At 70.4% G+C, this 22,203-nt stretch carries 20 protein-coding genes; 14 read left to right on the forward strand and 6 right to left on the reverse strand.

The genetic code is table 11. The features are described 5' to 3' along the window. Window positions 1–6: 6 nt before the first annotated feature. Both OG194_RS31550 and OG194_RS31555 read right to left on the reverse strand, forming a co-directional pair. Window positions 7–1,341, reverse strand: coding sequence for an MFS transporter (locus tag OG194_RS31550; RefSeq protein ID WP_327404169.1), 1,335 nt, complete (start codon window positions 1,339–1,341; stop codon window positions 7–9). Between the two features lie 256 nt (window positions 1,342–1,597). Further along, window positions 1,598–2,380 (reverse strand): IclR family transcriptional regulator, encoded by a 783-nt coding sequence (locus OG194_RS31555; RefSeq protein ID WP_327404170.1) that lies wholly within the window; start codon window positions 2,378–2,380, stop codon window positions 1,598–1,600. A gap of 147 nt (window positions 2,381–2,527) precedes the next feature. Between OG194_RS31555 and OG194_RS31560 the strand changes: the two genes are divergently transcribed. The 4 genes from OG194_RS31560 to OG194_RS31575 all read left to right on the forward strand — a co-directional run bounded on the left by OG194_RS31560 (window position 2,528) and on the right by OG194_RS31575 (window position 7,825). Continuing rightward, entirely contained in the window at window positions 2,528–3,424 is an 897-nt protein-coding gene (locus tag OG194_RS31560; RefSeq protein WP_327407269.1) for a 5-dehydro-4-deoxyglucarate dehydratase, read from the forward strand. Then, window positions 3,421–4,710: a glucarate dehydratase family protein gene (locus tag OG194_RS31565; protein WP_327404171.1), complete on the forward strand. Its 1,290-nt coding sequence runs from the start codon at window positions 3,421–3,423 to the stop codon at window positions 4,708–4,710. The genes OG194_RS31560 and OG194_RS31565 overlap by 4 nt, the downstream gene beginning before the upstream one ends. Window positions 4,711–4,873: 163 nt before the next feature. After that, on the forward strand, window positions 4,874–6,202 hold the full coding sequence (locus tag OG194_RS31570) for an MFS transporter (RefSeq protein WP_442811813.1): 1,329 nt from the start codon (window positions 4,874–4,876) through the stop codon (window positions 6,200–6,202). Between the two features lie 465 nt (window positions 6,203–6,667). Then, window positions 6,668–7,825 carry a carbohydrate kinase family protein gene (locus OG194_RS31575; RefSeq protein WP_327404172.1) on the forward strand — a complete coding sequence of 386 codons (1,158 nt, stop codon included), beginning with the start codon at window positions 6,668–6,670 and terminating at the stop codon, window positions 7,823–7,825. 116 nt (window positions 7,826–7,941) lie between these two features. On the opposite strand, the gene OG194_RS31580 is transcribed toward OG194_RS31575, so the two are convergent. After that, window positions 7,942–8,667: an FAD binding domain-containing protein gene (locus tag OG194_RS31580; protein ID WP_327404173.1), complete on the reverse strand. Its 726-nt coding sequence runs from the start codon at window positions 8,665–8,667 to the stop codon at window positions 7,942–7,944. Between the two features lie 325 nt (window positions 8,668–8,992). Between OG194_RS31580 and OG194_RS31585 the strand changes: the two genes are divergently transcribed. The 5 genes from OG194_RS31585 to OG194_RS31605 are packed head-to-tail and all read left to right on the forward strand — an operon-like array spanning window position 8,993 to window position 14,402. After that, window positions 8,993–11,119 (forward strand): PhoH family protein, encoded by a 2,127-nt coding sequence (locus tag OG194_RS31585; RefSeq protein WP_327404174.1) that lies wholly within the window; start codon window positions 8,993–8,995, stop codon window positions 11,117–11,119. Between the two features lie 12 nt (window positions 11,120–11,131). Then, entirely contained in the window at window positions 11,132–11,629 is a 498-nt protein-coding gene (gene ybeY / locus OG194_RS31590) for an rRNA maturation RNase YbeY (protein ID WP_327404175.1), read from the forward strand. 32 nt (window positions 11,630–11,661) lie between these two features. Continuing rightward, window positions 11,662–12,969 carry a hemolysin family protein gene (locus tag OG194_RS31595; protein WP_327404176.1) on the forward strand — a complete coding sequence of 436 codons (1,308 nt, stop codon included), beginning with the start codon at window positions 11,662–11,664 and terminating at the stop codon, window positions 12,967–12,969. After that, window positions 12,966–13,325 (forward strand): MmcQ/YjbR family DNA-binding protein, encoded by a 360-nt coding sequence (locus OG194_RS31600; RefSeq protein ID WP_327404177.1) that lies wholly within the window; start codon window positions 12,966–12,968, stop codon window positions 13,323–13,325. The genes OG194_RS31595 and OG194_RS31600 overlap by 4 nt, the downstream gene beginning before the upstream one ends. A gap of 42 nt (window positions 13,326–13,367) precedes the next feature. Continuing rightward, a complete protein-coding gene (locus OG194_RS31605) occupies window positions 13,368–14,402 on the forward strand; it encodes a S66 family peptidase (RefSeq protein WP_327404178.1) in 1,035 nt (344 codons plus the stop codon). Between the two features lie 4 nt (window positions 14,403–14,406). On the opposite strand, the gene OG194_RS31610 is transcribed toward OG194_RS31605, so the two are convergent. Beyond that, a complete protein-coding gene (locus OG194_RS31610) occupies window positions 14,407–15,828 on the reverse strand; it encodes an MFS transporter (RefSeq protein WP_327404179.1) in 1,422 nt (473 codons plus the stop codon). A gap of 91 nt (window positions 15,829–15,919) precedes the next feature. Between OG194_RS31610 and OG194_RS31615 the strand changes: the two genes are divergently transcribed. The 5 genes from OG194_RS31615 to OG194_RS31635 all read left to right on the forward strand — a co-directional run bounded on the left by OG194_RS31615 (window position 15,920) and on the right by OG194_RS31635 (window position 20,616). Next, window positions 15,920–16,792 (forward strand): helix-turn-helix transcriptional regulator, encoded by an 873-nt coding sequence (locus tag OG194_RS31615; protein ID WP_327404180.1) that lies wholly within the window; start codon window positions 15,920–15,922, stop codon window positions 16,790–16,792. A gap of 28 nt (window positions 16,793–16,820) precedes the next feature. Then, complete coding sequence (locus tag OG194_RS31620; RefSeq protein ID WP_327404181.1) at window positions 16,821–17,174, forward strand: cytidine deaminase; 354 nt, start codon at window positions 16,821–16,823, stop codon at window positions 17,172–17,174. A 341-nt stretch (window positions 17,175–17,515) separates the two neighbouring features. After that, window positions 17,516–18,001: a hypothetical protein gene (locus OG194_RS31625; protein ID WP_442811658.1), complete on the forward strand. Its 486-nt coding sequence runs from the start codon at window positions 17,516–17,518 to the stop codon at window positions 17,999–18,001. Window positions 18,002–18,209: 208 nt separating this feature from the next. Beyond that, window positions 18,210–19,526 carry a beta-xylosidase gene (locus OG194_RS31630; protein WP_327404182.1) on the forward strand — a complete coding sequence of 439 codons (1,317 nt, stop codon included), beginning with the start codon at window positions 18,210–18,212 and terminating at the stop codon, window positions 19,524–19,526. Window positions 19,527–19,602: 76 nt separating this feature from the next. Continuing rightward, window positions 19,603–20,616: a WxL protein peptidoglycan domain-containing protein gene (locus OG194_RS31635; RefSeq protein ID WP_327404183.1), complete on the forward strand. Its 1,014-nt coding sequence runs from the start codon at window positions 19,603–19,605 to the stop codon at window positions 20,614–20,616. Here OG194_RS31635 and OG194_RS31640 read toward each other — a convergent pair. Continuing rightward, a complete protein-coding gene (locus OG194_RS31640; RefSeq protein WP_200682139.1) occupies window positions 20,510–20,848 on the reverse strand; it encodes a P-II family nitrogen regulator in 339 nt (112 codons plus the stop codon). The genes OG194_RS31635 and OG194_RS31640 overlap by 107 nt on opposite strands. Further along, window positions 20,845–22,182: an ammonium transporter gene (locus OG194_RS31645; protein WP_327404184.1), complete on the reverse strand. Its 1,338-nt coding sequence runs from the start codon at window positions 22,180–22,182 to the stop codon at window positions 20,845–20,847. The genes OG194_RS31640 and OG194_RS31645 overlap by 4 nt, the downstream gene beginning before the upstream one ends. Window positions 22,183–22,203: the final 21 nt, after the last annotated feature.

Below are 22,203 nucleotides of genomic sequence, written 5' to 3' on the forward strand. Positions count from 1 at the left end.
TGCTGCTCAGCCGCCGGTGGCCGTGGCCGCCTGCCGAGGGCCCGCCGTGTCGTAGGCGCCCTGCGCCGGGACGGCCGGGGTGTCCATCGGGATCTCGACGACCGGCTGTTCGGGGGCGCCGATCTGCGGGACCGCGCCGCAGGGCGAGCCGGTCGACGAGGCGACCACGGCGGCCGGGGTGCCCCCGCGTCGCCGGACCGTACCCGGCACCAGCAGCCGGCCGCCGGTGTGGAGAGCGACCCCGGTCATCGGTACCGCGATCACGACCAGCCCCACCGCGAGGATCGCGCCCATCGCCGGGAACCCGGCCCGCGCCGACAGCACGCTGCCCGCCAGGGGTCCCGCCGCCGTGCCGAGCGACGAGGCCGAGCCGACGAGGACGGCCCAACGCCCGCGCGGATCAAGGGAGGCGGCGAGGCCGAGGACGTAGGACAGGACGACCGGGTAGAGGGTGTTCCAGGCGATCTCGCCGGTCGCGAACGTCCTCAGGTCGTGCGCGGACGCGCTGAGCACGATGCAGCCCGCGATGAGCGCCGTCCCCGCGCCGATCGGTACCGCGCGCCCCAGCCGGGCCCCGAGTGTGCCCGCGCCGATCACGCCCACCAGCCCCGTGCCGAGCGCGATCGCGAAGACCGCGCCGACGGTGACCTCGGAGAGGTGCGCCTGGTCGATGCCGATGCGGCCGCTGACGCCCCAGAGGGAGTTCTGGGCGAGGGACCAGCACAGCAGGGTGCCGGCGAGGACCAGTCCGGCGCGGCGGTGGGGGAGTCCGGAGGTGTCCACGCGCGTGTGCTCTCTCGCCGTACGGACCGGGAGGCGGCCGGTCAGTGGCCATACGGCGAGTGCCGTGAGCGCGATCGCGGCGAGCGGTTGGCCGTGGCCCGCGCCGAGATGCGGGACCGTCAGATAGACGGCACCGGCGAGTGCCGACACGCACAACAGGCCGAGCGTGGACGCGCGATGGGGGTCCCGTTCGGCGGCGATCCCGGACGCGGCGACCGTGGTGGCCGTACCCGAGCCGAATCCGCCGACCACCGCGCCCGCGATGACCGCGGGGACGGCGTGGGTGAGGGCGGCCGAGCCGTACCCGAGAACGGCGAGGGCGAGACCGATCCGCGCGAGCGTGCGCGGCCCGACCCGGTCGACCCGGGAGGCGAGCAGAAACCCCGCCGCGGCCGAACTCAACAGCAGCGCACTGCCGACGGCACCGGCCTGCGTGGCGGAGAGCGGCAGCCCCGCGTCGAGCCTGCCGACGGTGGTGGGGAGGAGATAGGGGGCTAGATACCCGGCCGTGAAAAGGGCGACGAGGGGCCAGGGCGTGGTGGTGCTGCGGGCGAACACGGGCGTTCCCAGGGCATGCGAAAGAAGCGGCTCAAAAAAGGGGGATGGGGCGACGACCGTCGACGGACAGGGACGCGCGGCCAATTTGTATCAAGCACGCGGTTCACGAAAGAAGGGCGGGGGGTGTGATCTGGGGCACGTTCAGTTTGGGGTAGGGGGGACCGGGTAAACGAGCGCCCAATTTCCGGTGCCGGGGGCGTCATTCGGACTGCCCGCTGCGGGGGTCTGGGGGCGCAGCCCTCGGAAGGCGCGCCCACTACCGCCAGTGCACAGCCCCACCGGCCGCAGACGCCGCGCCCTCGATCTTCGCCCTGACCTCCCGCATCACCGCCACGATCTGCCCTTCGTGCTCCGGCGTCAGCCGAGCCACCGGCACCGAGCAACTGATCGCGTCCAGCGGCGGGTTGTCGTACCGCAGCGCGAACCCGATCCCGACGATCCCGACGACACCCTCCTCGCGATCGACCGAGTAACCCCGGGCGCGGATCGAAGCGAGGTCGGCGGCCAACGCGTACCGGGACGTGTGGGTGTTCGGCGTCGCGGCCTCGTACGGCCCGTCGGGCAGCTCGGCGTCCGGCCGTTCGGCGAGGAGTGCCTTGCCCAGGGCGCCGACGTGGGCCGGGAGTCGCCGTCCCACCCTGCTGATGGTTCGCAGGTACTCGTGCGACTCCCGCGTCGCCAGATACGCCACGTCCCGCCCGTCCAGCCGCCCCAGATGGATCGTCTCGCCGAGCGCCTGGGACGCCTCGTCGAGATACGGGCGTACGACCCGCACGCGCGGGTCGGAGTCCAGATAGGTCGTGCCGGTCAGCAGGGCGTGGATGCCGATGCCGTAGAGCGAGCCGGTGATGTCCGTGCGGACCCAGCCGTGCGCGATCAGGGTCTGGAGGAGGGCGTACATGGAGCTGCGCGGCACGCCCAGCTCGTCGGCGAGTTCCTGGAGGCGCGCGGGACGGTCGCCGCGCGCGGCGAGCAGTTCGAGCAGCTCGACCGTACGGGCGGCGGACTTCACCTCGCGGACGCCACCGGGCTCTGACATGGGGCGATGTTAGCGAGCGCGGGTGCCCCATTGACGGTCGCGGTTCGCGTATCTAATCTCTGTCTTCATACGTGGATGACGTCTACATAGGGAGATGGCACAGTGAACGGCGACACGGAGACCGTGGTGCGCAGGCTCCGGGACGGGATGACGGGCGGCGTGCTCTCCTTCCCGCTCACCTCCTTCCACGACGACGGCTCCCTCGACCCCGCCGGCTTCCGCATTCATGTCGCGGCCCGGATCGCCACCGCCCCCGGCGCCGTGTTCCCCGCCTGCGGCACCGGCGAGTTCTTCTCGCTGGACGAGGACGAGTACCGCACGGTCGTCACCATCGCCGTCGAGGAGGCGGCCGGCCGCGTCCCCGTCGTCGCCGGAGTCGGCTACGGCTGGGCGCAGGCCGCCCGCTTCGCGCGCATCGCGGAGGAGGCGGGCGCCGACGCGCTGCTCGTCCTGCCGCACTACCTCGTCGCCGCCCCACAGGACGGCCTGGTGGCCCAGCTGGAGCAGCTCGCCGCCCGCACCCGGCTCCCGCTCATCGCCTACCAACGCGGCCAAGTCGCCTTCACCGCAAGCTCGTTGAAGCGGATCGCGGCGATCCCCGGCGTCATCGGCCTCAAGGACGGCCACAGCGACCTCGACCGCCTGCAACGCCTCACGCTCGCCGCCCCCGAGGACTTCCTGTTCTTCAACGGCGCCTCGACCGCCGAGATCCAGGCCCGCGCCTACGCCACCGTCGGCGTCCCCGCGTACTCCTCGGCCGTCCACGCCTTCGCCCCCGAGATCGCGAACGCCTTCTTCACCGCGTTGACGGACGGAGACGACAAGACCGTCGAGCGGCTACTGCGCGACTTCTACGTCCCGCTCGTCGAACTCCGCGACCGGGTACCGGGATACGCCGTGTCGCTGGTCAAGGCGGCGGCCCGGCTGCGCGGCCAGCCGGTGGGACCCGTACGCGCCCCGCTCACCGATCCCTCGGCCGCCGACCTGGCCGAACTCACGACCCTGCTCGCCACCGGACTCGACCTCGTAGGAGCCGTGCTGTGAACCTCACCATCGCCGACGTCCGCCTCACCCCGATCCTGGTCGCGGACCCGCCGCTCCTGAACACCCAGGGCGTCCACCAGCCCTACACCCCGCGCCTGATCGTCGAGATCGAGACGGCCGACGGGATCACCGGCCTCGGCGAGACCTACGGCGACACCAAGTACCTGGAACTGGCCCGCCCCTTCGCCCAGAAGCTGATCGGCCGTCAAGTCAGCGACCTGAACGGCCTGTTCACGGTCGCCGACGAGCTGGCCGTCGACAGTTCGCGGGTCTCCGGACAGGTCGACGTCGGCGGCCTGCGCGGTGTCCAGACCGCCGACAAGCTGCGCCTGTCCGTCGTCTCCGCCTTCGAGGTCGCCTGCCTCGACGCGCTCGGCAAGACCCTCGGGCTGCCCGTGCACGCCCTGCTCGGGGGCAAGGTGAGGGACGCGGTCGAGTACAGCGCGTACCTGTTCTACAAGTGGGCCGACCACCCCGAGGGCATCGCGAGCGAGAAGGACGACTGGGGTGCCGCGACCGACCCCGCCGGAGTCGTCGAGCAGGCCCGGAAGTTCAAGGAGCGGTACGGCTTCACGTCCTTCAAGCTCAAGGGCGGGGTGTTCCCGCCGGACGAGGAGATCGCCGCCGTACGGGCGTTGGCGGCGGCCTTCCCCGACCACCCCCTGCGCCTCGACCCCAACGGGGCCTGGTCCGTGGAGACTTCGCTGAAGGTGGCGAAGGAGTTGGGGGACGTCCTCGAATACCTGGAGGACCCGGCGTTGGGCACCCCTGCCATGGCCGAGGTGTCCGCCGGGACCGATGTGCCGCTCGCCACCAACATGTGCGTGACGACGTTCGCGGAGATCAAGGAAGCCTTCACGAAGGACGCCGTGCAGGTGGTGCTCTCCGACCACCACTACTGGGGCGGACTGCGCAACACCCAGCAACTGGCCGCCATCTGCCGCACGTTCGGCGTCGGCATCTCCATGCACTCCAACACCCACCTCGGGATCAGCCTCGCCGCGATGACCCACGTCGCGTCGACCGTCCCGAACCTCCACCACGCCTGCGACTCCCACTACCCCTGGCAGTCGGAGGACGTCCTCACCGAACGCCTCACCTTCACCGACGCCAAGGTCACCGTCTCCGACGCGCCCGGCCTCGGCGTCGAACTCGACCACGCCAAGCTGGAGTTCCTGCACCGGCGGTGGCTCGACGACGACGGTGCGCTGCGCGAGCGCGACGACGCGGCCGCGATGCGGATCACCGACCCGGAGTGGGTCACGCCGTCGATGCCGCGCTGGTAGTTCCAGCTCCAACTCCCGTTTCTCTTAGGTGACTTACTCCTGCCCCGTCTGTTGATTTCCCTGCCCACGATCGGAGCCGCTCGTGAACGCAGTAGTCCCCGTACCCGCCCCCGAAGCCCACCCGCCGGCCGTCCGGTCCGCCATTCACAAGATCTTCCGCCGAGTGGTCCCGCTGTTCTTCGTGATGTTCGTCGCGAACTACATGGACCGCGTCAACCTGGGCTTCGCGCAAGACCAGTTGAGGGCCGACGTAGGCCTTTCGGCGGCGGCCTTCGGGCTCGGCGCCGGGATCTTCTTCATCGCGTACGCCATCTTCGAAGTCCCCTCCAACATGCTGATGGAGCGCTTCGGGGCGAAGATCTGGCTCACCCGGATCATGATCAGCTGGGGTGTCGTGGCGACGGCGATGGCCTTCGTCACCACCCCCGGCATGTTCTACGCCCTGCGCTTCCTGCTGGGCGTCGCCGAGGCCGGCTTCTTCCCGGCGGTGATCTACTACTTCAGCCGCTGGCTGCCCGACTCCCACCGGGGCCGCGCCACGTCGATCTTCCTGATGGGTTCGGGCACCGCGACGGTCATCGTCGGCCCGATCTCCGGCGCGCTCCTCGAAATGCACGGGGTCTGGGGCCACTCCGGCTGGCAGTGGATGTTCTTCATCGAGGGCGTCTTCTCGGTCGTCCTCGGCTTCGTGGTCTACCGCTACCTCGACAACGACATCGAGTCGGCGGGTTGGTTGACGGAGGAGGAGAAGACCGGCCTGGCCGAGGTGATCGACACCGAACAACAGGGCCGGGGTACCGCCGCCCAAGTACGCGTCTCCCGCTGGAAGTTGCTGGCCGACCCGCAGATGCTGCTCTTCCTCTGGATCTACTTCGCGATCAACGTCGCGCTGTACGCGGTGACGTTCTGGCTGCCGTCGATCGTGGACGACATCGGCGGCCTGAACGACTTCCAGGTGGGCCTGCTGACATCCGTGCCGTGGCTGTGCGCGATCGCGGCGGTGTACGTCAGCGGACGCGTCTCGGACCGCATCGGCAAACGCCGCCCGATCCTGATGGGCCTCCTGGTCCTGGGCGGCTGCGGCACATTGCTGGCGGTATTCGTGTCGCCCTGGGCGGGCCTCGGCGCCCTCTGCCTGGCCGCGATGGGCTTCAAGCCCGCCTCCCCGATCTTCTGGACGATCCCGCAGAGCTACCTCGACGCCCGCGCCGCCGCTCCCGGCATCGCGCTCATCAACTCCATAGGAAACCTGGGCGGGTTCGTCGCCCCGACCGCCTTCGGAATCATCGAGGACGCGACCGGCTCCACCAAGGCAGGCCTCGTCGGCCTGACGGTCATCGGCTTCCTGGCCGCCCTGAGCGTCCTCTTGGTACGCGGCGGCGGCCGCAACGACCGGCTCCGGACGCGCCCGGCGACGGTGCCTGGGGCTGCGGTGCGGAAGTCGGCTCCGGGTGCGGCGCGCGTCGTGGGGCCGGGGTCTGCGGCGGTGTGATGGGGGCGGGGCCGATCTGGTGGGCGTGAGGGTCGTCGGGTTTCTGGCGGTGTTCGGTGTCCTGTTGGTACGCGGTGGAGGGTGCCCTGATCGGGTTCGGCTGCGTTCGGTGACGGCGTCCGCGACCGGGGCGGCTCCGGGTGCGGCGTGCGTCGTAGGACCGGGTCTGCGGCGGTCCGACTGTGGTGGGTGCCGATCTGGTGGGCGTGAGGGCCGTCGGGTTTCTGGCCGCGTCCGGTGTCCTCTTGGTGGGCGGCGGTGGGCGCTGCGACCGGATCCGGACGTGGTCGGTGGTGTGCCCGCGACCGCGGTGGACAGGACTGCGACCGGTGCCGTGCGTGTCGTAGGGCCGGGACCTGCGACTGCCTGATACCCGTGCGACGGGCGGGCCCGGAGCGGGAGCCGCCCCCACGCGCGCGTGGTGGTGCAGACTGGCCTGATCCGTATCACGTCAGGGAGCGCACCGTGACCGCGTCCAACGCGTCCACCGGAAAAGGACCGTCGTCCCGCAGCGAAGGGCCGTCCTGCGGGGTCGATCCGCTGGCCGGGCTGCGCGCGGCGGACGATCCGCCCTGGGACGTGTATCTCACCGGCACCGTCTTCCTCGACATCATCTTCACCGGGCTCGAATCCGCCCCGGTGCGCGGCACCGAGTCCTGGGCGCGTGGGATGGGGTCCAGTCCGGGTGGCGTGGCGAACATGGCCACCGCGCTGGCCCGCCTCGGGCTGCGGACCTCCCTTGCCGCGGCCTTCGGTGACGACCACTACGGCGAGTACTGCTGGGACGCGTTGCAACAGGGCGAGGGCATCGACCTCTCCGCCTCCCGGACCGTGCCCGGTTGGCATTCGCCGGTCACCGTGTCGATGGCCTACGAGGGCGAGCGCACGATGGTGTCCCATGGTCACGAGCCGCCCCCGGAGGTCGTGTTCGGGCAAGGGGGCGCACCTGACTGCCCGCCACGCGCGCGTGCCGCCGTCGCCTCGCTCACCCCCGGCAAGCAGGCCCCCTGGGTCGCGCAGGCCGCGAGCGAGGGCACCCGGATCTTCGCCGACGTCGGCTGGGACGACACCGGCGCCTGGGACCTCGCCGGACTCGCCGACCTCGCGCACTGCGAGGCGTTCCTGCCGAACGCCGAGGAAGCCATGCGCTACACCGGCGCCGACTGCCCCCGCGCCGCCGCCCACGCGCTCACCGAACACGTACCCCTCGCCGTCGTCACCCTCGGCGCGGACGGCGCCTACGCGGTCGACCGCCGTACCGGAGAGTCCGCCGAGGTCCCGGCGATCGCCGTCGAGGCCCTCGACCCCACCGGCGCGGGCGATGTCTTCGTGGCCGGTTTCGTCACCGGCACCCTGGCCGGCTGGCCGCTGGCCGACCGGCTCGCCTTCGCCGGGCTCACCGCCGCCCTCTCCGTCCAGGAGTTCGGCGGCTCCCTCTCCGCGCCGGGCTGGTCAGAGCTCGGCGCCTGGTGGCGCAAGGTGCAGTCGGTCGAGGGCCAGGACCCGACGGCCCTGCGCCGGTACGCGTTCCTGGCGGGACTCGTACCGGAGGAGCAGGGCAGCGGCAGCCCGTGGCCGTTGCGGCGGGCGGTGCCGACGATCGGGTTCGGCCGGTCGGCCTAGGCACGGTGATGAGCGGCGATGAGGGTCAATGAGGGGCGTGGCGGCCGGGCACTCGTCGCCTGCCTCGCAGTCCCGCAGTCCCGCAGTCCCGTAGTCCCGGAGGCGAACCGTTCCGCTCAGCGGGCTCCCGCACGCTCCAGCACACCGGTGACCTCTTCCCGTACCGCCTCGAAGACCGCCTCGGGCAAGGTGCCGAGCGGTGTCAGCGCCAGGGCGCCGAGGACCCGGGCGGCGTCCGTGCCGTAGGGAACGGTCTCGCTGAGCACGTCGTAGCCGTCACGGACCGCGACCCGCAGGACGCGCGCTTCCGTGCCCTCCGCCGCTCCCACCGCCACCGCCACCACGAACGGGACCTCGCCCCTCAGCACACCGGTCAGCTTGCGATAGCCGCTGGCGACCGGCTCGGGCCAGCGCAGGCTCAACAGCACCGGCCGCTTCGCGAGCAGCTCGGCGAGGTCGGTCTCGACGGGACCGTCCGGTTCCAGGACCACCGGGCGGGCGTCCAGCACCAGTGCGGCGGGGAGGAGACAGCGCAGCGTGCTGCCGACGATGTTGCCGCCGACGGTCGCGGTCCGGCGTACGGCCCCGGTTCCGACGCCCGCCGCGGCCCGCCGCAGCACCTCGGGCACCCGCTCGTCTATCTCGTGCAGCAGTACCGCCGCGCCCAGCGTCCCGTCCCCGATCACCTTCGCCTCGGGCAGCTCCCGCAGGGACACCGCCTGCTCGGGGAACCCGTCCCGTTGCCAGGAGGCCCACACAAGCGTCGCCCCGCCGACGGGCACCGCCCCCTCGACCAGGCACTCCTGTGCTTCGGACACGGACGTGGGCAGACGCACGAACACAGCGGCCGACCTGCTTTCCCTGTACGGCCCGGCGGTGGGAGCCACGGCCCACCGGCCGGATCTCCTGCTGACACTTGGCTGACCCAGCACATTGTCCGTACAAGCGAGGGGGCGCGAACAGGGCTCACGGCGGCACCCCGCGCGCCTCCTCTGCGCCGGACACGCTCCCGGGGCAAGCCGGGACGGGTTCGGATTTCGTGGCCCGACGGTCACCGAAAAGCCCTACGGCGTTGTCAGTGGCCCGGCGTACCCTGGAATCACCAGGCCGCCCTTGTGGCGGGCGAGTCTTTTCGAGGAGGACGAGCAAGGCCTACAGAGCCGGCCCATGACTCAGACACCCACAGCTCACACCCCCGCGCAGGAGCAGGCGAAGGCACGGTTCACCGTCCCCGCCCAGCATCCGATGGTCACCGTCCTGGGGTCCGGAGACGCCCTCCTGCGCGTGATCGAGAAGGCCTTCCCGGCGGCCGACATCCACGTCCGGGGCAATGAGATCAGCGCGGTCGGCGACGCCCGCCAAGTCGCCCTCGTCCAGCGCCTGTTCGACGAGATGATGCTGGTGCTGCGCACCGGGCAGCCGATGACGGAGGACGCGGTGGAACGCTCGATCGCCATGCTGCGGGCGAGTGAGAACGGGGATGGTCCCGAGGAGACACCGGCCGAGGTGCTCACCCAGAACATCCTGTCCTCGCGAGGCCGCACGATCCGCCCCAAGACCCTCAACCAGAAGCGGTACGTCGACGCGATCGACAAGAACACGATCGTCTTCGGCATCGGCCCCGCCGGCACCGGCAAGACCTACCTCGCCATGGCCAAGGCGGTCCAGGCCCTCCAGGCCAAGCAGGTCAGCAGGATCATCCTGACCCGCCCCGCGGTCGAGGCGGGCGAGCGGCTGGGCTTCCTCCCGGGCACCCTCTACGAAAAGATCGACCCGTACCTGCGCCCCCTGTACGACGCGCTGCACGACATGCTCGACCCGGAGTCGATCCCGAAGCTGATGGCGGCGGGCACGATCGAGGTGGCACCGCTGGCCTACATGCGTGGGCGTGCGCAGCCTGTCTTCACGAACGTCCTCACGCCGGACGGTTGGCGTCCTATCGGCGACCTTGAGGTCGGTGACCTGGTCATCGGTTCGAACGGTGAGCCGACCCCAATCCTCGGCGTGTATCCGCAGGGCGAGAAGGACATCTACCGCGTCAGCGCCCAGGACGGTTCCTGGACCCTGTGCTGCGGCGAGCACCTGTGGACGGTCCGCACGGCTTCGGACAAGCGCCGCGACAAGCCGTGGCGGGTCCTGGAGACCCAGGAGATGATCGGCAACCTGCGGGCGGCCCACACTCGCCGGTACGAGCTGCCCATGCTCACGGCACCGGTCTGCTTCCCTGAGCGTGAGGTCCCGATGGATCCGTACGCACTGGGACTGCTGCTGGGTGACGGCTGCCTCACGGGCTCGACGACTCCATCCTTCTCGACGGAGGATCGCGAGCTGGCCGAGGCGCTGGAAGACGCGCTGCCCGGTGTCACCGTGCGGCACAGGGCCGGACCCGACTACGTCCTCAACCGGATCAAGACCCCTGGTGACGTGGTCACCTTGGAGAACCCGGTCACACGGGTTCTGCGCGAGCTGGATCTGCTGCGCACCCGCTCGCACACCAAGTTCGTCCCGGACGACTACCTGTACAACACCGCCGACGTACGACTGGCTGTTCTCCAAGGACTGCTGGATTCCGATGGCGGACCGGTCACCCAGGCCGACAGCACCTGCCGAATCCAGTACTCGACTGCGTCGATCCTTCTGCGCGACGACATCATCGCCCTGGTCCAGTCGCTGGGTGGCGTCGCCTACACGCGCCGTCGTCCTGCCGAAGGCCGCAAACAGGGCACGGTCCTGGCAGCCCACCGCTATGACACCCATGTCGTGGACATCCGCCTCCCCGAAGGCATCGAACCCTTCCGCCTCGCCCGCAAGCGCGACGAGTACCACGTGGCCGGAGGCGGCGGACGCCCGATGCGGTTCATCGACAGCATCGAGCCCGCGGGCACGGAGGAGACCGTCTGCATCCAGGTGGCGGCCGAGGACTCGCTGTACGTCACCCAGGACTACCTGCTGACGCACAACACGCTCAACGACGCCTTCATCATCCTGGACGAGGCCCAGAACACGAGCCCCGAGCAGATGAAGATGTTCCTCACCCGGCTCGGTTTCGAGTCGAAGATCGTGATCACCGGTGACGTGACGCAGGTCGACCTGCCGAGCGGCACGAAGTCGGGGCTGCGGCAGGTGCAGGACATCCTGGAGGGGCTCGACGAGGTGCACTTCTCCCGCCTGTCGTCGGCGGACGTCGTCCGGCACAAGCTGGTCGGCCGTATCGTCGACGCGTACGAGCAGTACGACAGCGAGAACGGTACGGAGAACGGCACCCACAAGGGTGCCCGTGACAAGCGGAAGTAGATCAGCACGACCATGTCGATCGACGTCAACAACGAGTCCGGAACCGAGGTCGACGAGCAGGCGATCCTCGACATCGCCCGCTACGCCCTCGCGCGGATGCGCATCCACCCGCTCTCCGAGCTCTCGGTGATCGTCGTGGACGAGGACGCCATGGAGCAGCTCCACATCCAGTGGATGGACCTGCCCGGGCCGACCGATGTCATGTCCTTCCCGATGGACGAGCTGCGTCCGCCGAGCAAGGACGACGAGGAGACTCCGCAGGGGCTCCTCGGTGACATCGTGCTGTGCCCGGAGGTCGCCACGAAGCAGGGGGCCGAGGCCGAGACGCAGCACACCATGGACGAGGAGCTCCAACTCCTCACCGTCCACGGTGTGTTGCACCTCCTCGGCTACGACCACGAGGAGCCGGACGAGAAGGCCGAGATGTTCGGCCTCCAGGCCGCCATCGTGGACGGCTGGCGCGCGGAGAAGGGCGTCGACGGCCCCTCTCCGGCTCCGACGGTCTCCTAGGGCACGGGTTAGGGCACAGGTACGTACGCCTCATGAGTCCTCAGATCGTCGTCGGGGCCATCGCCCTTGTCGTTGTCGCCTGGCTCGCCGCCTGCGCGGAGGCGGGCCTCGCGCGCGTCTCCAGCTTCCGCGCCGAGGAGGCCGTACGGTCCGGCCGGCGCGGCAGCGCCAAGCTCGCGCAGGTCGCCGCCGACCCGACCCGCTACCTCAATGTCGCGCTGCTGGTCAGGGTGGTCTGCGAGATGGCCGCCGCCGCGCTCGTCACCTACGAGTGCCTGCACGTGATCCACGGCACCGCGCCCGCGCTGCTCGCCGCGATCGGCGTCATGGTTCTCGTGTCGTACGTCGCGGTGGGGGTCTCCCCGCGCACGATCGGGCGCCAGCACCCGCTGAACACGGCCACGGCGGCGGCGTACGTGCTGCTGCCGCTCGCGCGGATCATGGGCCCGATCCCGTATCTGCTGATCCTCATCGGCAACGTGCTCACCCCCGGAAAGGGCTTCCGGCGCGGTCCGTTCGCGTCCGAGGCCGAGCTGCGGGCGCTGGTGGACCTCGCCGAGAAGGAGTCGCTGATCGAGGACGAGGAGCGCCGGATGGTGCACTCGGTCTTCGAACTCGGCGACACCCTGGTCCGGGAAGTGATGGTGCCGAGGACCGACCTCGTCGTCATCGAGCGGTACAAGACGATCCGTCAGGCCCTCACCCTCGCGCTCCGCTCCGGCTTCTCACGGATCCCGGTGTCCGGGGAGAGCGAGGACGACATCGTCGGCATCGTGTACCTCAAGGACCTCGTCCGCAAGACGCACATCAGCCGCGACGCCGAGTCCGAACTCGTCTCGACGGCCATGCGGCCCGCGAGTTTCGTGCCGGACACCAAGAACGCCGGTGATCTGCTGCGCGAGATGCAGCAGGAGCGCAACCACGTCGCCGTCGTCATCGACGAGTACGGCGGCACGGCCGGCATCGTCACCATCGAGGACATCCTGGAGGAGATCGTCGGCGAGATCACCGACGAGTACGACCGGGAACTGCCTCCGGTGGAGGAACTGGGCGACGACCGCTACCGGGTCACCGCCCGCCTCGACATCGGCGACCTCGGCGAGCTGTACGGCTTCGAGGCCTACGACGACGAGGACGTGGAGACGGTCGGGGGGCTGCTGGCGAAGGCCCTGGGCCGCGTCCCCATCGCCGGCGCCTCCTCGGTCGTGGAGCTGCCGGACGGGCGCGAACTGCGGCTGACGGCGGAGGCCTCGGCCGGCCGTAGGAACAAGATCGTGACGGTGCTGGTCGAGCCGGTGGTGCCGGGCGACCCGTCCGGGGAGGAGGCGAAGCCGGAGTGAGCCCCGAGGAACTGCGCGCGTTCTGCCTGTCGTTCAACGCGACGGTGGAGGACTTCCCGTTCAACCCGGACATGTCCGTCTTCAAGGTCCTGGGCAAGCTCTTCGCCCTGACCCGGCTGGACGCCCGCCCCCTCACGGTCAACCTCAAGTGCGACCCGGAGGACGCGATCCGGCTCCGGGAGAAGCACGAGGGGCTGATCATCCCCGGGTACCACATGAACAAGCGGCACTGGAACACGGTGACGGTGGACGGGGGACTCCCGGACCGGCTCCTCAAGGAACTGATCGAGGACTCGTACGACCTGGTCGTGGCCGGTCTGCCGAGGGCCGAGCGGCTGCGGCTCGACCGGCCGTAAAACCCGGTGAGCGACTGGTGAAGGCGTGTCAGAATCCGGCGTATGGCTGCTGCTGTGCGATATCCGCGTCCTCTGCGCCCCGGTGACCGTGTCGGTGTCACGTCTCCGTCCAGCGGGGTCCCGGACGCGCTGCGCAAGCGCCTCGATGTCGCGGTCCGTGATGTCGAGGCGCGCGGGTACGAGGTCGTCGTCGGCCGGTGCATGGACGGGACGGGCCATGTCAGCGCCCCGGCCGGTGAGCGGGCCGCCGAGCTGATGGACATGCTCACCGACCCCGGCATCAGGGCCGTGGTTCCTCCGTGGGGCGGGGAGACCGCGATCGACCTGATGCCGTTGCTCGACTTCGAGCGGATCGGGCGCGCCGAACCGACCTGGGTGGTCGGCTACTCGGACATCTCGACCTTGCTCGCGCCGCTGACCCTGCTCACCGGGACCGCGACCGTGCACGGCAACTCCCTTATGGAGACGCCCTATCGGGCGCCCGAGGGGCTGCTGTGCTGGCTCGACGTCGTCGCGGCGGCGCAGGGCGAGCCGTTCACCCAGACCCCGCCGGGCCGTCATCGGAGCCCGGGCCGGGACGACTTCGTGGGTCACCCGGAGGTCCGGGACCTCACCCTCGACACCCCGGGGAGCTGGACCCGTCTCGACGGTGACGGTGACGTCGACATCGAGGGCCGGCTGATCGGCGGCTGCGTCGAGACGCTGGCCAATCTCGCCGGGACGCCGTACCTGGACGTCGCCGCCTTCGCGCGGAGCGCGGCCCCCGAGGGGCTGCTCGTGTATGTCGAGGCCTGCGAGGACAACGCGTTCACCATCTGCCGGAACCTGCACGGCATGCGGCTGGCCGGGTTCTTCGACGCGGCGAACGCCGTGCTCGTCGGCCGGACCCACGCGCCCGACAGCCCCACGCTCACCCAGCACGAGGCCGTCATGGACGCGCTGGGACCGTTGGGCGTGCCGGTGGTCGCCGATGTCGAGTGCGGTCATGTCCCGCCGTATCTGCCGCTCGTGAACGGAGCGCGCGGCCGGGTCGTCCACACGGCCGCGCGCTCCGAACTCGTCCAGACCCTGGACTGACATCTCATACGGCGGCCGGGTGGGCCTTCCGGTTCCCGCCGAGTCCTACGGCCACCAGCACCGCCGCCCCCAGCGCGATCGTCGCGTCGATGCCCACGACCGTGTGGACCCCCGACATCAGATCGCCCGAAGTGGTGGCGAGGACGCCCAGGAGCGGGATGCCTACGGTGATGCCGACCTGCTGGGTGGAGGTCACCAGGCCGGTGGCCAGGCCCTGTTCCTCGTCGGGGACGCCCGAGGTGACCGTCAGGCCGTAGGAGATGATCGCGCCCAGGTGGCACATGCTCGCCAGGGAGACGGCGGCCGTCGCCACCCAGACCGACCAGGTGTGGGTGGTGAGGGTGAGGAGGGTGGCCGTGAAAGCCGCCTGGCCGGTGAGGGACGCGATCAGGGTGCGGCGGGCGCCGATGCGGCCGATGACCTTCGGGGCGTAGACGCCGGCCACCGCCGAGAGGATGCCCTGGACGCCGAAGACCAGGCCCGTCTCGAAGGACGACAGGTGCAGGATCTCCTGGAGGTACAGGGTCAGGACGAAGACCACCGTCGACATCATCGAGAAGGTGACCAGTCCGCCCAGGTTGCCCCACGCCACCGTGCGGCGGCGCAGCATCGGGAGCGAGACCAGGGGCTGGGGCGTGCGGGACTCGATGTACGCGAAGGTCGTGAGGAGCAGGACGCCCGCGATCAGGGTGGCGATGACGTCCGTGCGGGCGAAGCCGTGGTCGGCCGCCGTCGACAGGGCGTAGATCAAGGCCAGCAGGCCGCCGGTGACCGCGATCGCGCCGGGGACGTCCAGGCGCGGGCGGTCCGGGGTGCGGGACTCGGGGAGCAGGGCGGGGGCCAGGGGGAGGACCAGGACCGCGAACAGGGTCAGCAGGGCCATCGTCGAGCGCCAGCCGAACGCGTCGGTCAGGACACCGCCGGCCACCATGCCGACCGTGAAGCCGAGCGAGAGCAGGGTGCCGGAGATGCCGAGCGCGCGGTCGCGGGCCGGGCCCTCGGGGAACGTGGTGGTGAGGAGGCTCATGCCGGTCGGGACGATCGCCGCCGCGCCCAGGCCTTGCAGCGCCCTCCCCGTCAGGAACGATGCCGGGTCCCAGGCGAAGGTCGCCAGCAGTGAGGCCGCGCCGAACAGGGCCAGGCCGGTGAGGAACAGCCGGCGGCGGCCGTAGAGGTCTCCGATGCGGCCGAAGAGGAGCAGGAAGCCGCCGGACGGGAGCGCGAACGCGGTGACCGCCCACTGGAGTCCGGACCGGCTCATGCCGAGGTCGGCGCCGAGGGTGGGCAGGGCCACGTTCAGGACGGAGAAGTCCAGGGCGACCATGAACTGGGCCGCGCAGAGGACGAAGAGGACGAGTCTGTCGCGGGCCGAGAGGTGTGGGGTGCCGAGTGGTTCGTGGGTGGGAGTCGTGGTGTCGGTCGCCATGTGTCGAGCTTCCGGCCGTCGGAATAGCCGTGGGGAGCCGGAAGTTGTGCTGGTGGTGGCACCACCAGCCTTGTACGAGGGGGATCTGTACGTGTCCGAGGACGCGCTGAAGAGTGAACGGCTGCGTGAGCTGCGGGAGTTCCTGATGAGCCGCCGGGCGCGGGTGTCCCCGGCCGAGGCGGGGCTGCCGGACGGCGGGGCGCGGCGGCGGACGCCGGGGTTGCGGCGCGAGGAGGTCGCGGTGCTGGCCGGGGTGGGGGCGTCCTGGTACCAGTGGCTGGAGCAGGGGCGGGACATCTCGGTGTCGCCGCAGGTGCTCGACGCCGTCGCCCGGGTGCTGCGGCTGAGCAATGCCGAGCGGCGCCATCTGTATCTGCTGGCGGGGTTGAATCCGCCCGCGCCGGAGGTGGCGCCGGAGAAGCGGGACATGTGTGATGGGCTGCGGCGGCTGATCGATACGTGGATGCCGTATCCGGCGCACATCATGGACATGTACTACAACTGCGTGATGTACAACGCCGCGGCGGCGATCGTCCTCGGGATGCGTCCGGGGAACACGCAGAACTGTCTCGTGGACTTCTTCGTCGATCCGCTGTACCGGTCGCGGTCGAAGAGCTGGGAGCGGAACGCTCGGACCGTCGTCGCGCAGTTCCGGGCCGCGTCCTCGGCTCGGCCGGACGACGAGGGGTATCGGGCGGTGTTCGAACAGCTCGCGGAGTGCGCCGAGTTCGCGGTGCTGTGGGCGGAGCGGGACATCGAGGATGCCGGGCAGATCCGTAAGGAGCTCGATCATCCGTTGGCGGGGCTGCTGGTCGTGGAATCCACGGCGATGAAGGTGCCGGCCCGGCCGGATCTCACGATCGTGCTGCATACGCCGTTGGGCGAGGCGGACACGGCGGAGAAACTGGAGTGGCTGGCGTCGCCCGAGGGGCGGCGGGGGGCGATGTACCCCGTGGCCGGGTAGGCGTTCCGTGCCTCCGTATGCTCGGGGCATGACCGACAGCAGCGCGCTTGACCCCGAGGACCGCAAGATCGTCACCCTGGCCCGTTCGGCTCGGGCCCGCAATGGTGTGCCGGAGGGTGCGGCCGTGCGGGACGAGACGGGGCGGACGTATGTCGCCGGGACGGTTGCTCTTGAGTCGCTGAAGTTGAGCGCGTTGCAGACGGCTGTGGCGATGGCTGTGGCGTCGGGGGCGAAGTCCTTGGAAGCGGCGGCGGTGGTGACGGAGGCGGAGTCCGTGGCTGCGGAGGATCTGGCGGCTGTACGGGATCTGGGTGGGGCGGAGACGCCGGTGCACGTGGCTTCGCCGGACGGGGTTGTTCGTCTGACGGTGGCTGCTGGCTGAGGTGGTGCTGGGGGCTGCGCCCCCAGACCCCCATCGGCCCTGAAGGAGCCTCGTCCTCAAATGCTGGACGGGCTGATTTTGTGGGCCTGTGTGGAGAAGTGCCGGACGGGCTGAATGGTGCCGACCCGTGCCTGAAAGGCCCCCCTGTCCGGAAGTAACCCGTCCGGATTTCGCCCTTGCTCTCCCCCCGTCTCCCGCGCATCAATGGAACCGTAAGTTCCGACGGACCGTCAGATTCTCGCTCGCGTGGCGCACCGCACCGCGTCCGTGAGGGGTTTCTGGGGTTTTTCTTCCGTCCGTCCCCACATGGCATTCCCAGACACGGGAAGGGAACCAGACCCATGAAAGGCAAGCTGAGAAGCAAGCGAATCGGTACGGGTGCGGCACTGGTGACGGGGGTCCTCGCGGCCGCCTCGCTGGCGTTCGCGCCCAGCGCGCTCGCCGTCACTCCCCAGACGGCGACGATCACCGCGAGTTGCGGCATCTTCGGTGGCGGCGCCGCCACCATCACCGCCACACAGGACGGAACGGCGGCCACGGTCACCGTCACCTCGTCCATCACCGCTCCGCTGGCCCTGTCGGCCGACTCCATCGCCTCCACCTTCACGTTCGTGAACGCGAGCGGTGGCACGACCGTCTTCAGCGGTACGGAGAACCCGGCCATGGCGACCGGCGACGCCGTCACCGTCGGTCCGCTCAGTGGCACCGTCGCCTCCGGTGACAGCCTGGAGGCGTACGGCGGGTCGCTGCAGATGACCATCTTCGGTATCGCCGTGACGTGCACGGCCACCGGGGCCCAGTCGCCGGGTCCGTTCGTGTTCGACTGAGAAGTCGGCGGAGAAGTCGACTGAGTAGTCGCCTGAGAATTCCCCCCACGGGCTCAACTGGGCCGTCGGTTCCCGTCGTTGGCGGGAGCTGACGGCCCATCAGTTTATTTGTCTGTGTCCATTGACTTCTCACGCGATCCCCACATCAATGCCCCCTGTGGGCGCAGACGAGCCGCTGCGCCCATCGTCCTCAGGAGGGGGCACAGCCATGGCTACGACATTCCGAAGACGCCGTTGGGCGTCGTTGCTCGGGGTGACCGCGCTCGCGGTCGCCACGGGCGGTGCGCTGGCCTGTCCGGCCGGTGCGTCCACGAACGTGGACTTCGCGACGCACTGCATCCCGCCGGCGATCGCGGGCATCCCGCCGATCGACGGCACCACGACCGCCGCGATCACGGTCGACAACACCGCGCCGAAGGTCGGCGACACCGTCACCGTGACGTACACGGTGGTCAAGCCGGCCGCCAGCAACCCGACCGCGATCGCCCTGCCGGCCGACATCATGACGCCCACCGGGAAGGTCACCCTCGGCGGTGCCCAGACCGGCAGTCTCACGGTGGCCGGACCCAAGAAGAACGACCCGGTGCCGGGCAACGGCGCCTTCCCGTCGTTCTCCATGACCGGCACCTTCACGGTCACCACCCCGGGCGCGATCACCCTCTCGCCCGGCGACTACAACATCCACACCAGCTACATCCTGGAGCTGGACACCCCCTGCACGGTGACGAACCCGCCGGCGCCGGTCTCCGAGACCGTCACCGCGACCGCCACCGTTCCGGTCAACACCCGTGCGATCAGCCTGGGTTCGGCCTCCGGCAACGCCGGTGACAGCGTCACCGTGACCGGCGGCAACTTCACCCCGGGTGCCTCCGTGACCCTGGCCGGACGGTCCGGAACCGCCCAGACCGCGGACACGGCGACCGTCACGGCCAGCGCGAGTGGTGCCATCAGCGGTTCGCTCGTCGTCAATGACAAGACGACCACCGGGGTCGTGGCCTACGAGGGCAGTGCGTGGAGTGCCGACCTCGGTGCCGGTCCCGCCGCCTACGTCGTCAACGACACCACGCCCGTTCCGCCGGGGAGTCAGAAGCTGACGACCACCGTCAAGGCGGGCACGCTGTCGATGGCACAGGCCGGGGACGCGGTAGGTCTCTCCGCCGTCGACTTCGGCAAGGGCGGTGCCTCCACGGGCGCCCTGAACACGGTGACGGTCCAGGACTTCCGCGGCGGACCCGCGGGCTGGTCCCTGACCGGCAAGGTCACCGACTTCACCGGTCCCGGCGCCAAGATCGATGCCGGGGCGCTGAGTTGGACACCCGCCTGCGCCACCAAGGCGGGCAGCCCGAGCACCTGCGCGGCCGGTTCGGCGGGCACGGTGGGCAGTTCGGGAGCGACGCTCGCGTCCACGCCCGACGGCACGCTCACCGGCGGCCAGTTCACCGTCGACGCCGGACTCTCCCTGAACGTACCGGCGTTCACGCCTCCGGGCGCGTACTCCGGCGTGCTCACGCTGACGCTCACCTGACCGTCCCACTCATTTCCGGTGGCCGGGCGCTCGCACCCGCCCGACCGCCACACCTCGTCCGTGGGGGTCCGCACCCATGCGCAAGCTGTACGTCCTCCTCCTGAGCCTCTGCCTCGGCGTGCTCTGCGCGCCCGCCACCTACGCGGCGGACAACGGCAGTTGGTCCGTCTACCCGGCCGCCTCGCAGGTCGCCGCACGGCCGTACTTCTATCTCTCCGCCGATCCCGGCCAGACCATCCAGGACAAGGTGGTCGTCGCCAACAAGACGGCCAAGCCGCTCACCTTCCGGCTGTACGCGGCCGATGCCTACAACACCGCGCGTGACGGCGGGTTCGCCGTGCGGACCGTGACGGAGGCGATGCACGGGGTGGGGGCGTGGGCGAAGCCCGCGAAAACCCGGGTAACTGTGCCCGCCCACAAGACAGTTGCCGTGCCGTTCACGCTGCATGTGCCCGAAGGGGCCGAACCGGGCGACCACCCGGGCGCGTTGGTCGCCCTCGACGAACGCGTCGACAAGGGGGACGGGTCGCTCGCGCTCGGTGTGCAGCGGGCCGTCGGCGCCCGCGTATACCTGCGGGTGAGCGGCCCTACGCTGCCCGCACTCGCCGTCGAGCACGTCCACGTATCCCATCACCAGCCGCTGGTACCGGGGTTGGGGGACAGCGGCGCGACGATCTCCTACACGTTGCACAACACCGGGAACGTCACCCTCGATCCGAAGGTGACGCTGAAGGCGCAGGGGTTGTTCGGTCGTACGTTGCTGTCGCGCGGACTGACCCGTATCCCCGCCGAGTTGCTGCCCGGGCAGCGCGTGAAGCTGAGCGAGCCGTGGAAGGGGTCGCCCCAACTCGACTGGGGGGACATCACGTTGACCGCGAGCGCGCCGGGCACGAAGCAGTCGGCGAGCGCGTCGTTCTTCGCGCTGCCGTGGCTCGCGGCGGCGCTGCTGCTCGCGGTCGGGTTCGTCGGGGGAGTGCTCGCGGTCAGAGCGCGTCGGGGCCGCGTTCGCCCGTCCGAACCCGTACGACCGTCTCGACCGGGATCGACCACACCTTCCCGTCCCCGATCTTCCCCGTCTGCGCGGCCTTGACGATCGCGTCGATCACGGCGTCCGAGTCCGCGTCGTCGACGACGACCTCGATCCGCACCTTGGGGACGAGGTCGACGCGGTACTCGGCGCCGCGGTACACCTCGGTGTGGCCGCGCTGCCGGCCGTAGCCGCTGGCCTCGGTGACGGTCAGGCCGTGCACGCCGAGCTCCTGGAGCGCCGTCTTGACCTCGTCGAGGCGGTACGGCTTGACGATCGCGGTGATGAGCTTCATGCCTGGGACTTGACCTTCTGAGCGGAGGAGGCGGAGGTGAGGGACGCGCCGACCGGGGCTCCGTGGCCCAGGACGCCGTGATCGTATGCGGTCTCGGCGTGCACCGTAAGGTCCAGACCCGTCTGCTCCTGCTCCTCGCTCGCCCGCAGGCCCATCAGCCGGTCCAGCAGCTTGCCGATCCCGTACGTCACGAGGAACGCGTACGCCCCTACGGCGACCACGGCCACCAGCTGCCTGCCGAGCTGGGCGAGCCCGCCGCCGTAGAGGAGGCCGTCGGTCTTCCCGGTCAGTTCCGTGGTGGCGAAGACGCCGATCAGGAGGGTGCCGATGATGCCGCCGACCAGGTGGACGCCGACGACGTCGAGGGAGTCGTCGTAGTTCAGCTTGAACTTCCAGCCGACCGCGTACGAGCAGACGGCACCGGCGGCGAGGCCGACGACCAGCGCGCCGAGGAGCGAGACCGAGCCGCAGGACGGGGTGATCGCGACCAGGCCGGCGACCGCGCCCGAGGCGGCGCCCAGGGTCGTGGGGTGACCGTCGCGCTTCTGCTCGACGAAGAGCCAGCCGAGGAGGCCGGTGCAGCCGGCGGTGAGGGTGTTGAGGAAGGCCGCGGCGGCGAGGCCGTTGGCGCCGAGCGCGGAGCCCGCGTTGAAGCCGAACCAGCCGAACCAGAGCAGGCCCGCGCCCAGCATCACCATGGGGAGGTTGTGCGGCCGCATGGCGTCCTTCTTGAAGCCGAGGCGGGGGCCGACCACCAGGCACAGGGCCAGGCCCGAGGCGCCGGACGTGATCTCGACGGGGAGGCCGCCCGCGAAGTCGAGGGCACCGAGGTGCGCCGCGATCCAGCCGCCGGGGCCCCAGACCCAGTGCGCGACGGGAACGTATACGAGGAGTGCCCAGACGGGTACGAAGACCAGCCACGCCCCGAACCGCACCCGGTCGGCCACCGCGCCGCTGATCAGGGCGGCGGTGATGATCGCGAAGGTGAGCTGGAAGGTGGCGAAGAGGAGGGTGGGGACGGTGCCGTGGACGGAGTTCGGGCCGAGGCCCGCCATGCCGAGGTGTTTCACGCCGCCGATGAGTCCGCCGCCGATGTCGTCGCCGAACGCGAGGGAGTAGCCGGCGGTCAGCCAGACCACCGTGACCAGGGCGATCGACACGAAGCTCATCATCAGCATGTTGAGGACGCTCTTCGTGCGGACCATGCCGCCGTAGAAGAGGGCCAGGCCCGGGGTCATCAGCAGGACGAGGGCGGTGGCGGCGAGCAGCCAGGCGGTGTCGCCGGTGTCGATGCGTGAGGTGGCTTCCGCGGCTTCGGTGACGGAGAGGGGCACGGTTGTCTCCAACGGTGTGGG

The organism is Streptomyces sp. NBC_01288 (assembly GCF_035982055.1).
Lineage (GTDB): Bacteria > Actinomycetota > Actinomycetes > Streptomycetales > Streptomycetaceae > Streptomyces.

Coding starts and splice junctions, on each gene's coding strand:
- OG194_RS31625 (WP_442811658.1), top strand. CDS start 17,516: ATGAAAGGCAAGCTGAGAAGCAAGCGAATCGGTACGGGTGCGGCACTG.
- OG194_RS31635 (WP_327404183.1), top strand. CDS start 19,603: ATGCGCAAGCTGTACGTCCTCCTCCTGAGCCTCTGCCTCGGCGTGCTC.
- OG194_RS31595 (WP_327404176.1), top strand. CDS start 11,662: ATGAGTCCTCAGATCGTCGTCGGGGCCATCGCCCTTGTCGTTGTCGCC.
- OG194_RS31605 (WP_327404178.1), top strand. CDS start 13,368: ATGGCTGCTGCTGTGCGATATCCGCGTCCTCTGCGCCCCGGTGACCGT.
- OG194_RS31610 (WP_327404179.1), bottom strand. CDS start 15,828: ATGGCGACCGACACCACGACTCCCACCCACGAACCACTCGGCACCCCA.
- OG194_RS31555 (WP_327404170.1), bottom strand. CDS start 2,380: ATGTCAGAGCCCGGTGGCGTCCGCGAGGTGAAGTCCGCCGCCCGTACG.
- OG194_RS31560 (WP_327407269.1), top strand. CDS start 2,528: ATGACGGGCGGCGTGCTCTCCTTCCCGCTCACCTCCTTCCACGACGAC.
- OG194_RS31585 (WP_327404174.1), top strand. CDS start 8,993: ATGACTCAGACACCCACAGCTCACACCCCCGCGCAGGAGCAGGCGAAG.
- OG194_RS31620 (WP_327404181.1), top strand. CDS start 16,821: ATGACCGACAGCAGCGCGCTTGACCCCGAGGACCGCAAGATCGTCACC.
- ybeY (WP_327404175.1), top strand. CDS start 11,132: ATGTCGATCGACGTCAACAACGAGTCCGGAACCGAGGTCGACGAGCAG.
- OG194_RS31630 (WP_327404182.1), top strand. CDS start 18,210: ATGGCTACGACATTCCGAAGACGCCGTTGGGCGTCGTTGCTCGGGGTG.
- OG194_RS31640 (WP_200682139.1), bottom strand. CDS start 20,848: ATGAAGCTCATCACCGCGATCGTCAAGCCGTACCGCCTCGACGAGGTC.